The 12034-nt window shown below is 28.8% G+C and carries 13 protein-coding genes and 1 pseudogene; 7 read left to right on the plus strand and 7 right to left on the minus strand.

Annotated features, from left to right (window positions below; all coding sequences use genetic code 11):
• Nucleotides 1-9: 9 nt before the first annotated feature.
• Complete coding sequence (gene nifV, locus BM384_RS03450; RefSeq protein WP_090011103.1) at nt 10-1158, minus strand: homocitrate synthase; 1149 nt, start codon at nt 1156-1158, stop codon at nt 10-12.
• A gap of 725 nt (nt 1159-1883) precedes the next feature.
• Here nifV and BM384_RS17895 point away from each other — a divergent pair.
• Together BM384_RS17895 and BM384_RS03460 are read left to right on the plus strand one after the other, a co-directional pair.
• Nucleotides 1884-2039, plus strand: coding sequence for a hypothetical protein (locus BM384_RS17895; protein ID WP_207650694.1), 156 nt, complete (start codon nt 1884-1886; stop codon nt 2037-2039).
• A 23-nt stretch (nt 2040-2062) separates the two neighbouring features.
• Nucleotides 2063-2296, plus strand: a complete 234-nt coding sequence (locus BM384_RS03460; protein ID WP_090011108.1) for a hypothetical protein — start codon at nt 2063-2065, stop codon at nt 2294-2296.
• Nucleotides 2297-2616: 320 nt separating this feature from the next.
• On the opposite strand, the gene nrdD is transcribed toward BM384_RS03460, so the two are convergent.
• Nucleotides 2617-4728, minus strand: coding sequence for an anaerobic ribonucleoside-triphosphate reductase (gene nrdD, locus BM384_RS03465; RefSeq protein WP_090011110.1), 2112 nt, complete (start codon nt 4726-4728; stop codon nt 2617-2619).
• Between the two features lie 295 nt (nt 4729-5023).
• Here nrdD and BM384_RS03470 point away from each other — a divergent pair, with 295 nt between their 5' ends.
• From BM384_RS03470 to thiT, 5 genes are all read left to right on the plus strand, one after another.
• Complete coding sequence (locus tag BM384_RS03470) at nt 5024-6025, plus strand: DUF3048 domain-containing protein (protein WP_090011112.1); 1002 nt, start codon at nt 5024-5026, stop codon at nt 6023-6025.
• A gap of 107 nt (nt 6026-6132) precedes the next feature.
• A complete protein-coding gene (locus tag BM384_RS03475) occupies nt 6133-6984 on the plus strand; it encodes a DegV family protein (protein WP_090011114.1) in 852 nt (283 codons plus the stop codon).
• A gap of 4 nt (nt 6985-6988) precedes the next feature.
• Nucleotides 6989-7438 carry a PadR family transcriptional regulator gene (locus BM384_RS03480; RefSeq protein ID WP_090011116.1) on the plus strand — a complete coding sequence of 150 codons (450 nt, stop codon included), beginning with the start codon at nt 6989-6991 and terminating at the stop codon, nt 7436-7438.
• 74 nt (nt 7439-7512) lie between these two features.
• Entirely contained in the window at nt 7513-7716 is a 204-nt protein-coding gene (locus BM384_RS03485; protein WP_090011118.1) for a hypothetical protein, read from the plus strand.
• An 88-nt stretch (nt 7717-7804) separates the two neighbouring features.
• On the plus strand, nt 7805-8464 hold the full coding sequence (gene thiT, locus BM384_RS03490) for an energy-coupled thiamine transporter ThiT (RefSeq protein ID WP_090011120.1): 660 nt from the start codon (nt 7805-7807) through the stop codon (nt 8462-8464).
• Nucleotides 8465-8673: 209 nt separating this feature from the next.
• On the opposite strand, the gene BM384_RS03495 is transcribed toward thiT, so the two are convergent.
• From BM384_RS03495 to BM384_RS17540, 5 genes and pseudogenes are all read right to left on the minus strand, one after another.
• Nucleotides 8674-8862 carry a ferredoxin gene (locus tag BM384_RS03495; protein ID WP_090011122.1) on the minus strand — a complete coding sequence of 63 codons (189 nt, stop codon included), beginning with the start codon at nt 8860-8862 and terminating at the stop codon, nt 8674-8676.
• Nucleotides 8863-8928: 66 nt separating this feature from the next.
• Nucleotides 8929-9771 carry an Mrp/NBP35 family ATP-binding protein gene (locus BM384_RS03500; RefSeq protein ID WP_090011124.1) on the minus strand — a complete coding sequence of 281 codons (843 nt, stop codon included), beginning with the start codon at nt 9769-9771 and terminating at the stop codon, nt 8929-8931.
• A gap of 24 nt (nt 9772-9795) precedes the next feature.
• Entirely contained in the window at nt 9796-10629 is an 834-nt protein-coding gene (locus tag BM384_RS03505) for a YhfM domain-containing protein (protein WP_242945945.1), read from the minus strand.
• A gap of 119 nt (nt 10630-10748) precedes the next feature.
• A complete protein-coding gene (locus tag BM384_RS03510) occupies nt 10749-11309 on the minus strand; it encodes a hypothetical protein (RefSeq protein WP_090011128.1) in 561 nt (186 codons plus the stop codon).
• Nucleotides 11310-11318: 9 nt separating this feature from the next.
• A pseudogene (locus BM384_RS17540) lies at nt 11319-12034 on the minus strand (hypothetical protein); the annotation flags it as partial.

The raw sequence follows: 12034 nt of genomic DNA on the forward strand, positions 1-12034 counted from the left end.
TCCCCCTAATTATTTATTGCTCTTTTTATAATCTTTATATAAAGTAACTAATTCTTTATCGAATAAGCTTCTTTTTAACCTTACTGATAGTGCTCTAACACTTTCAAGAATTGCTGATGCTTCTTCATCTGCTAATTCAATGTTATATTCTTTAAACTTATTAACTATTGCTGCTTTTCCTGAATGTTTACCTATAACTATTTGTCTTTCTAATCCAACTGAATGTGGATCAAAAGCTTCATAGTTCTTAGGATTTTTAATTGCCCCATCTGCATGAATTCCTGATTCATGTGCAAACATGTTTGTACCTACTATAGCTTTCCATATTGGAAGATCTCTTCCTGATGCTCTAGATACATATTCTGATATTTCTCTGAACTTAGTTGTATCAACATCAACATCATAACCATATACATATTTAAATGCCATTAATACTTCTTCAAGTGCTGCATTACCAGCTCTTTCTCCAAGTCCATTAACAGTTAACCCAACATAGTTAGCTCCACCTCTAACACCTGCAACGGCATTAGCTGTAGCCATACCAAAATCATTATGTGTATGCATTTCTATATCAAAATTTGTTTTCTTATATAAGTTTTCAATTTTCTTTTCAATACCAAATGGCTCCATAACACCAACAGTATCACAATATCTAAATCTATCAGCACCTGCTTGTTTAGCTGTATTGATGAATTGAACTAAGAAATCATCATCAGCTCTTGATGCATCTTCACCATTTACAGAAACATAAAGTCCATTTTTCTTGGCGAATTCTACACCTTCAACCATTTTTTCTAATACCCATTCTCTTGATTTTCTAAGCTTATTTTTGATATGGATATCTGATACTGATATTGAGATTGCAACTGCGTCTACTCCACAATCAATTGATTCTTGAATATCTGATATTACTGGTCTATTCCAAGCCATTATACTTGGTTTTAGATTTTTCTTTACAATTTCTTTAATTGCTTTCTTTTCGTCTCCGCCCATTGTTGGAATACCAACTTCAAGCTGATCTACCCCTAAATCACTTAACATTGTTGCTATTGCAACTTTTTCTTCATTAGCAAAAACAACCCCAGCTGTTTGCTCTCCATCTCTAAGGGTTGTGTCTACAATATAAATTTTCTTACCATCCTGTCTGCTTACTGCCAAAATAATCGCCCCCGTATATTTATTCTTTTTTATCTATATTTATAAAGAAACTTTTCTCCCCCAATGTTTCCTTATATATAGAAATATTGAATTTTTTACCTTGCAATTTAATTCTATCATATCGATAATTAAATAACAACACAATTTCAAATATATTTCCCATTCTTTTGCAAGAAATTATCCTTAATCTTTCAAAAAACATATATTGTTTATATTAAAAAGAATATTTTTCATCTTTTTTTGCAAGTTTTTATTTATTTCATTCATATTTTATAGATTGTTGTAATAAGATAAATATTTAATATATCTAGGTTTCTTACAACTTAATTGCCCCTTAAAACATTTATATTCATTACTACAAATTATTTCTTAACTTTTTATAAAATATTATATTAAATATATTTATATGCATAAATAATTAATTTAACTTAGTTATACTTGTTAATTTATATTATATTCTACTTTTCTTTTTTATCTCATTTTGTAGTTTTTTTGTATTTAATTATATATTTACTTTTATATCTAATCATGTTAATATTTTTCTATAAAAAAGCCTATATTTTTACAAAAAAATTATTTTATCTAAAATATAGATACTTTTACAAAAACACAAAGGAGGAATATTAACTATGCAAAATAATTTAAATTTTTCAGTATTAAATGAACAAGATTTAAACTCTATCAATGGTGGAGGGTGGAAACAAGCTGGTGCAGCTTTCCTTGAAATGGTAATAATTGGAGCCGCTCCAATTATTGGAACCGCTACTGGAATAGGTGCTAGTGTTATTGGTACTCCAGCTATTGGAATTTATGCTGGTATTGCTTCCGGATCTGGTGCTGTTGCTGCTGGTTCTGCATGTTTAGACTACGCTTGTAAATAAATTTATATTTGGGGAGGCTTTTTATGGAACTTTATATTAATAATTCTTTTTTAGAAATAAACGAACTTTCTCTTGAAGAAATAAATGCCGGTACATTTTGGGGAGCAGTTGGTGGTGTTGCAGCTACTGTTGGCGGAGTAGCACTTTTAGGTACTCCAGAATCTACTGGTCTAACTAAAGTTGCTGGATATAGTGCTGTTTCGGCTGGTATTACAACTACTATTGGTGGAATTGCTACTATAGCTAATAATATTTAGTATTTTATTTAATTGGAGGGATTTATAAATGTCTAATATAAATGTAAAAAACAAACAAGCTCTTAAAATAAGCATTATACTATGTTCTATTTGCACTTTGAGTTCTTGGACTTGTTATTTTATGAGCTCTTTATTATTGTTGTTATTCACTTCAATTATATGTACTACTACAACAATAATAACTACAGCCGCATATTTATATATAGATAATAAAAACAAATAATATTTGTTTAAATAAAAAAGGAGCTTATTGCTAATGCTATATTTTATAACGTTAATGCAATAACTCCTTTTTAATACTTTAAATTTATAATATATTTCTATTTATATACATGCTTATGAGTTTCAGTATGAGTTACTCTATCTCCTCTTTCCTGAACTTTTCCTGGACCAAATCTTTCATCAAGACTTAAATATCCTGTGACTCTTGATATTCCTTGAATATCCTCACTTTCACACTTAGGGCACTTTTGTTCATTACTATGAAGACTCTCTCCACAATTTTTACAGTATCTTATATGGAAGTTAACACCCATATAACTTATATTAGTGTATTTATATGCATAATTTATAATATCCATTATTGTTTCACCAGATGGAGTATCATCTACTTCAATATAACTTATATGGCCTCCATTACACATCTTGTGGAAAGGTGCTTCAATATCAATTTTACTCTTTATTGATATTGGATATTTAACTGGAACATGATAACTATTAGTATAGTAATCTTTATCTGTAACTCCAGGTATAATTCCAAATAGGCTCTTATCCATCTTAATGAACTTTCCTGATAAACCTTCTGCTGGAGTTGCATATGTGCTCCAATTAAGCTTAGTTTCCTTTGTTAATCTATCTGTATTTTCTCTTAAGAAAGAGATAATTTTATATCCTAATGCTCTTGCTTCTTCATCTTCACCATGATGTTTTCCAATCAATGCTGTTAATGCTTCTGCAAGTCCTATAAATCCAATTCCCCAAGTTCCTTGTTTTAAAATTGGTTCTATTGAATCTTCATCACTTAACTTTTCAGATCCTTTCATTAGCCCTTGACCAGCTACGAATGGTAAATCTTTAACCTTTAAGTTCTTTAATACACTATATCTATGTAATAATGAATCTTTAGCCATTTCAATTCTTTGTGAAAAAATATCAAAGAATTTATCTACATCATGTTTAGCTTGAATAGCTATCCTTGGTAAATTAATTGTGACAGGAGCAATATTGCCTCTTCCTTCACATCCTGGCTCTCCATTTATGTTTGACATAAGGTAAGTTCTACATCCCATAGTTGCTGGAACATAACCTTTATCGTAATATTCTTTATTAAAATCTGCGTCTATATTCATGAAAGTAGGATTCATTCTTTTTGCTGCTACTTTACATGCTAATTCATATAAATAATAATATGGATCATCTTTTTCTCTATTTACGCCTTCTTTTACTCTGAATATTATGTTAGGAAATATAGGTTGTTCACCTTTTCCTAATCCTTTATTATATTCTTCTAAGAAAATTTTACATACTAATGCTGCATCTTCTGAATCAGGTAACCCTATATTGACAGAACTAAAAGGAACCTGCGAACCAGCTCTTGAATGCATTGTATTTAAATTATATACAACGCCTTGCATTGCTTGATGAATTCTTTCTATTAATCTTTTATTAACTAATTCATCCATTCTCTCTTCAGAAATTCCTAATTCTTTATACTGTTTTATAATTTCCTGTCTTGTAGGTTCTATGAATAAGGACATATCATTATCAAAATTTGGATGAGATTGTCCCCCAAACATATCGTTTTGAGTAGATTGTAGAAGTATACATGATAATTCTGCTGCTGTTTCTATTCTCTTAGGTCTATTTATTGTTCCATACCCAGTATTAAATCCTGCTTCAAGCATTTTTCTAGTTGGTATATGAAGACAATTTGTTGTTAGGTTATAGCTATCTAAATCATGATAGTATAAATCTCCTGTTTCATGAGCTTTAGCTAAATTCTTAGGCATAGAAGCTAAGTTATGCCACTTATTTGATTCTGAAGCTATTCTTAGTAGCTTAGAACTAAAATTATTACCTACATTCGCATTATCTCTATCTGTTTGAACACCTATCTTTTCGATAGCTTTCATTAAGTCTGACTTTAGCTGTCTGACATTGGTTCTTTCTTCTCTATAATACGAATATGCCACTGCTATTTGAAAACATTCACTTTCCTTTAACGCTTTTTCAACACAATTTTGAATTTCTTCAACTGTGACTCTATTCTTCTCTTTTAACTTAATACATTCTACTGCTCTTTCAACTATTTCTGAAACTTTTTCAGGCTCTATATTGACAGCGATTTCATTAGCTGCACCCATAATTGCACCTGCTATTTTTTCTTCGTTGAACTCGTCTGTTCTTCCGTCCCTCTTTATAACATATAGCACTGGTCTCACTCCCATTGTACTGCATATTGTTGCCTTTATATTTTAGATACACAATATATAGTATATTTGTTCATCACAAAATTAATTATACTTCATTAATCTTCATATATCAATATCTGCAAAAAATTGATTAATGTTCTATATCCATTATTATTACTCCTTTATTCTTCATTTCTCTATTTTTTAAAGATTTTTAGATATAACACATTTATAATACATTAATTAGTGTAAAATTTTTACTTTTTGTTTATAATTATTAATATGTATTTATTCTATTATAGGAGGAAATATTGTCATGAGAAAGTTGTTAACAGCTATATCTATATCATGTATATTTATATATTGCTTTGGATGTACAAAAGCAAAAAACTCAATAGATAACTACACAAAAGAATGTAATACAGAACAAAAATATTATAATTTCTATACTGGTTTAGAATGTTCTAAAGAAGAAAATAATAATTCTGCATTTATGGTAATAGTGGAAAATTCTGAAAGAGCAAGACCTCAAAGTGGACTTTCATATGCAGACATCTTATATGAAACAAGTGCTGAAGGTGGAATTCCTAGATTTTTAGCTCTATTTTCTTCTAGCTATCCTTCTTCCATTGGACCTGTTAGAAGTGTAAGACCATATTTTCTAGATATAATAAAAGAATTTAACCTTCCTTTTGCTCACTGTGGAGGTTCTTTAGAGGCCCTTAACACTATTAGTAACGACTCATCTTTAATTAGTATTAATGAAATTGATAAGGGCTCTTATTTTTGGAGAGATTCATCTAAAGCTGCTCCTCATAATCTTTATACTTCATCAGATAATATAAAAAAATATATTGCTGATAACTCTATAAATATTATTAAATCTAAAGAATATTCTTATGATGAAAATTATTTTAATTCTAATGACTTAAACTCAGCTAACAAAATAAATTTAATTGTAAACAAATCTTATAATACAAGCTATGAATATAAAGATAATCTTTACTATAAAACCATGAATTCAAAGCCTGCTATAGATTCTTTAAATAATAGTCAGCTTTGCTTCTCTAATATAATCATACAGAAAACTCCTATATCCCTATGTAGTGATAATTCTCATCTAAATATTCCTCTAATAGGTGACGGTGATGGCTTTGTATTTTCTAAAGGAAAAATGATAGAGGCAAAATGGAGTAGAAGTTCTAAAGATAGTAAAACAAAATTAACTGATATAAAAGGAAATGAAATATTTCTTTCTCCAGGAAAAACTATGTGGAATATAGTAGATATAAAAAGCAAAATTGAAATATTACATTAAATTTCCTTGCTATAACTTATCAATAGTGATATAGTTAACCTTATCAATAGTGATAAGGTTTTTTATTTTAAAACCTACTATCCATCGAATTTATAGGAGGTATATCCATGCAAAAAATTGCAATATTAACTGATAGTGCAGCTGATTTAACTCCAGAGTTATTAAAAAAATATAATATATATTCTGCACCATTTAGAATAATCTATTCTGATAAAGAATTTGAAGATGGTGTAACTATAACTCCTCATGAACTGTTTAAATCATTAGATAAAGAAATACCAACAACATCATTACCTAGTGTTGAAAAAATAGATAGTATTTTATGTGACTTAGAAAACGAAGGTTACACTCATGTAATCGGTATTTTTATTTCAAGTCAATTCTCAGGTACTTGGAATTCAGTAAGATTATTAGTTGAAGATCATCCAGCTTTAACAACTTATATCTTTGACTCAAAAACTCTTACAATGGCTGAAGGTGCTATTGTTCTTCATGCAGCAAAGATGATAAATGAAGGAAAAAGTTTTGATGAAATAGTAAAAACTCTTGAAGATAAACGTTCAAGAACTGAAACATACTTCGTTATTGATACATTAGAATATTTAAAAAGAGGCGGAAGAATCGGTAAGGTAGCAGGAACTATAGCCGAGTTTTTAAACATTAAGCCATTAATAACTATAGATCCAGATGGAACATTCCGTACTTATGCTAAAGCAAGAGGTAAAAAACAAGCTATTAGCAAGTTAAAAGAAATTGCTGAAGAACATTTAGCTAAAGGTAAGTGTAATTTCTGGGTTATGGATGCTGATAATAAGGTTGAAGGAGATATTTTATTTGATAACTTAAAAGATCTAAATAACGATAATATTAATGAGATGCACCGTGGAGTTATCGGTCCTGCTCTTGGTCTTAATACAGGTCCTGGTCTTATTGGCTTTGTTGTAGAAGAGGTTATATAGTGTCATGAATTATTCAGATAAGGATATAAAATCTGAAGAAAAACTTTTATACGAAGAATACAAGAAAAACGTTAAGGAACTTAAAAAATCACAAAAAGAGCATAAAGAACAAGCTTTAGTTGGTCAGATTTTTACAAAAGGTCTTCTTCCTATATATGTTCTTCATATTTTAAGCCTTGATCCTTCAAACGGAAATGATATTTCCAATAAAATTGGTAAGAGAACTAAAGGTTTATGGACTCCAAGTACAGGGGGTATATATCCTATATTAAAAAAGCTTGAAAAAAGCGGCGATATAATTGGTGAATGGGATAATCCAGAAAAGAAATTTCAAAAGATATATCGCTTAACTGATCAGGGAAAAGATAATTTTGAAAAAAAGAAAGCTATATTAAAACCTAGAATAGAAGAATCTTTAAAGGTTTTTAAAATTATTTATAAAGATATCTATTAATAAATAAGATATACACTTAATTTTGTGTATATCTTATTTTTTTTTAGCCATCCTAAACCTAGGAGGTTATATTCATGAAAGTTACTATTGTAGATTTTAATAATATTGAGGCCTATATTGCTCTTGAAGATGGAAGAATACTATCTATACCATCCAACACAATTAAAGCTGCTCAAATTGGTGATACTTTAGATTTTCCTAATGAAAATTTGCCTTGCAGCAGTAATAGATATAATCAATCTAGTGTAATTTCAAATGGTTTAATTGACTTTTTATAAATTAAACACTAAAATTAGGAAATATATAATATATTGCTAGGAGTTATAGCAAGCTGTATCTCCTAGCTATCTTTATAGGAGGTTTTTTATGAATTTATTTTCTGATTGGTCCGAAAGAGCTATTTCCTATTTTAGTAATTTTTCTTTTAAAATAAATGATATAATGGCTAATTTTACTTCACTAATAGGTCTTTTAGGTATTGCTATAATAATCATTCTTTTATTCAACTTTAAAAAAGTGAAACTTACACCAACTATAATTGCTCGTATAGGAATAGCTTTAGCTGTATCTTGTGTATTGCAGGTTTTTAGAATTTATCACTTTCCTATGGGGGGTAGTGTAACCTTAGGAGGTATGATACCTCTTTTATTAATTTCCTTTATGTATGGACCTGAAATAGGAATTCTTGCTGGTTTTTTATATGGAGTATTAAATCTTTTCCTTGATCCATACTTCGTTCATCCTGTTCAAGTACTCTTTGATTACCCACTTCCATCAATAGCTATTGGACTTGCTGGTTATTTTAAGAATAAACCTAGAATAGGAACTGCATTTGTATTTTTCTTAAAATTCATATGTCATTTTATATCTGGAGTAGTTTTCTTTGGCTCATATGCTGCAGATTATGGAATGAATCCTTGGATTTATTCTTTTGTAGTAAATGCTCCAATGGTAGCTGCAGATTGTGTTATATGTATAGTAATTTTAAGTATAATTCCTTTTCAAAAAATAATCAAAAAAATGTAACATTTAGTAATATTAATAATTCTTAACTTGGCAATTATATGATTTCTATATATAATAAAATTGCATTTCAAATTTTTCTTTTCATTTGATTTGTTTTCTGTTTAAAAAATAACAACTCATTAAAATTGGTTAATTAATACCTGTTTTAATGAGTTGTTATTTTTATATATGTATCTGAATAATTTAAAATCATTCAGAGGTACATATCTTTATTCTACTTCAATAGCATCAACTGGACAGCTTTCTTCTGCCTCTTTTGCTGCATCTTCACAGTCTTCTGGAACTTCATCTACAATTACATGTGATTTGCCATCATCTTTAAGTTCAAAAACTTCATCACAAATTGATGGACATAATCCACATCCTATACATGTATCTTGATCAACTTTTGCTATCATAATATGTTTTCCTCCTTAACTTTAAAGTTACTCACACACATATTATTACCCAAATTCTAATTATTATTAATATAGTCCTTCAAATATTAATGAATATAAAGGATTATCAAGTACATATTGTTCTGCTTCACCCTTTTCTAATGCTTCTGTAAATTCTAAATCTATAGGTAATTCTCCGATTAATGGAAGACCTAAATATTCAGCATGTTCCTCTGCTGACTTCTTGCTAAATACATGAACTTTTGTTTCACATCCTGGGCATACTATATATGACATATTTTCTACAACACCCTTTACTGGGATTTTAACTTTCTCAGCCATATGTACTACTTTCTTTACTATCATAGATACCATATCTTGAGGTGTAGAAACTATAACAAGTTCTTTTAATGGGAAATCATTCATTACAGTTAATGCAATATCACCTGTTCCTGGTGGCATATCTATTAATAAATAATCTAAATCTCCCCATTCAGTATCAACGTATAGTTGATTTAATACTCCTGTTATTACAGGCCCTCTCCATATTACAGGTTGGTCCTCAACTTGAGTTACTAGATTTAAAGACATAACCTTAATTCCTGTTGATGTTTCTACTGGTGTGAACTTAACATTTTGTTCATCTAAAGGTGTTATTTTTGCTCTTGTTTGATTTATACCAAAGAATCTAGGCATAGAAGGTCCTGTTATATCAGCATCAAGAACTCCTACTTTATATCCTTTACTTCTTAAAATAGTCGCCATAATTCCTGTTATAGTTGACTTACCAACTCCACCTTTACCACTTATAACACCAATTACATTCTTTATGTTTCCATACTTAGGTAAAACCTTTATTGATGTATCACATGACGTTACTCCCTGTGATGCACATTTATCTTTACTTGCACAATTGTCACAATTACTCATAATTACCTTCCTCCCTTTGTAAGCCTACCAATTTTCAGGTTTAACATTTGGCTCACTTACAACTATGTTCCACTTTTTATTTTGATAATTTCCTTGGACATAATAAGTTTCATAGCTCTTATTAATCTTATCATCCACAACTATAGTTGTTTTAAATATCTTTGTGCTATACCCTCTATTTTTAACAGTTATAACAGTATCATAGTCACTAGTGTCACTATCTGTAACTTCAGCTCCTGGAATATATTTATTTAAATTCTTTTCAAAAGTATTTAAATCTACAGAAAACATATATTTTAAGCAATCAACATCCCCATTAATATTAATACCAACTTTGTTATCACCAGATGTTAAATCATCCTTTTTAAGCTTAACAACATCTAAAATTGAATTATAATATATATCTTCGAAGTTCTTTGGTTTTCTTATTGTTGATAGATTCGATAATATAGTATCATCTAATTTCTGAGAAATTGAATATACCTTATCATCATCATAGAAGTTACCAACGCCTCTTTCATCTACACTTACAACATAATCATAAGTTTTTACCTCATCGCCAACATAAACTTCCACCAAATAATCTGGACTTAAACTTGTTTTCTTCTCTTTTACCTTACCGCTACTTAAAATTTTATATACATCATTAATGGCACTAGAATCATTCATTATAAACCTAAAACCAGAATCCCTAGTACTCTGTATAATAATTTTTTCAACTTTATTCTCTTTTATATAGTCAAAATCATTATTTTTTAGATTTAGTTTTACTAACCCATTATTAAGTAAACTACATCCTGAAAGAGAAGTTGTCAATAGTACTATTAAGCTTAATGCCAATAACCTAAATTTCTTCACTATACTTATCTCCATTTCCAAATTATTATTAAATTTTTATTATAGATAATTAGGAGAAGCTTAATTCGGCCTCTCCTAACATTTAAATTATAATACTTTACCTTACTAATAGCAATTGCTTATTTGTTAATACTTTCTACTATAGTATTAAAAACAGCACACATATCATCATTGTAATTATCTTCTTTTACAATAAAAGTAACCTTAATTTTTTCAGCTGAATTCATAGGAATATAATAACCGCTGTTAATATAATTGTATCTATTACTTACCTTTGTCTTATATTTAACTTTAATCCCTTTATTATTACCTAACTGAAACTCTTCAATCTCTTCTTTATCTTTTTGCAAAATCATGTTATCTATATCATTCTTAGCAATAGTATCTATACTATCGCTATTAGTAATAAGTTCAATACTTCCAATAATGTTATTATCACTATCTTTAAATTGAACTTTATAAATTCCACATTTTTCAGATACTATTTCTTCTTTACTCCAGCTATTAGGTAATGAATATGAAAACTCTCCATTTTTCATATAATACTCTTCTAACTTTCCCATGTTATTATTTATTACAGTAATATCATTGAACTTATTATCAAATAGCTTTTCAACAAAAAATAACAATATCATGAGCATAGCTAGGATAAAGGTCACAAAAATTTGCTTTTTATTCATTAAAATATCCTATTTCATAGGTACAACTATATTAGAGTTTTTAAAATCATAGAACATTAACCAGCAGCCATTTTTATCATCATCCGAACTAATCCATGTAACGAATCCTGTCTTTCCAACATAAGGTTGTTCATCCTTATCCTTTTTACCTGGAACTCCATATACTATATATTTAAGGTTACCATTTGAATCACACTTATATCCAATAAAGAAGTATCCATATTTCTTTATGTATGGATAATAATTAAGCATTGGATAATATGCCACTGTATATTTATTATAATCAGCAGTATTACACATATCGTCTATACTATTTATTTTTACTTTGAACCACTTACAATACTTAATTTCTTTAAATTTGCCTTTTACCTCTTCAAAGCCTTTTGTAATATTATTGAAGAAGTCTCCTATAGCTCCTCTTAATTTAAAATCATAAGGATCTATTTCTTGATTTTCTTTAGATTTATTTATGAGAATCTCGTATTCATCGAAATCCCTGCTTGTAATACCATCATCTGATCCTCGATGACACTTAACATCACACTCATAATCCTCATTATGTTTATGATACTCTTCTTTCTTCTTTTCTTCCCATTTATCTTTCTCATACTGTTCATATTTATCTTCATAATAATCATGTTTATCATCATCATAGTCATATTTTTTATGATAATCATATTTATCATTATCATGGTCATGCTTTTCGTGATAATCATGTTTATCTT

Origin of the sequence: Clostridium sp. DSM 8431 (assembly GCF_900116755.1) — a bacterium.
Classification (GTDB): Bacteria; Bacillota; Clostridia; order Clostridiales; family Clostridiaceae; genus Clostridium.

Excerpts from the sequence above, each read along its gene's own strand:
- BM384_RS17895 (WP_207650694.1), top strand. The coding sequence starts at position 1,884 with ATGGTAATAATTGGAGCCGCTCCAATTATTGGAACCGCTACTGGAATA.
- BM384_RS03460 (WP_090011108.1), top strand. The coding sequence starts at position 2,063 with ATGGAACTTTATATTAATAATTCTTTTTTAGAAATAAACGAACTTTCT.
- BM384_RS03470 (WP_090011112.1), top strand. The coding sequence starts at position 5,024 with ATGAGAAAGTTGTTAACAGCTATATCTATATCATGTATATTTATATAT.
- BM384_RS03475 (WP_090011114.1), top strand. The coding sequence starts at position 6,133 with ATGCAAAAAATTGCAATATTAACTGATAGTGCAGCTGATTTAACTCCA.
- BM384_RS03480 (WP_090011116.1), top strand. The coding sequence starts at position 6,989 with ATGAATTATTCAGATAAGGATATAAAATCTGAAGAAAAACTTTTATAC.
- BM384_RS03485 (WP_090011118.1), top strand. The coding sequence starts at position 7,513 with ATGAAAGTTACTATTGTAGATTTTAATAATATTGAGGCCTATATTGCT.
- thiT (WP_090011120.1), top strand. The coding sequence starts at position 7,805 with ATGAATTTATTTTCTGATTGGTCCGAAAGAGCTATTTCCTATTTTAGT.
- BM384_RS03495 (WP_090011122.1), bottom strand. The coding sequence starts at position 8,862 with ATGATAGCAAAAGTTGATCAAGATACATGTATAGGATGTGGATTATGT.
- BM384_RS03500 (WP_090011124.1), bottom strand. The coding sequence starts at position 9,771 with ATGAGTAATTGTGACAATTGTGCAAGTAAAGATAAATGTGCATCACAG.
- BM384_RS03510 (WP_090011128.1), bottom strand. The coding sequence starts at position 11,309 with ATGAATAAAAAGCAAATTTTTGTGACCTTTATCCTAGCTATGCTCATG.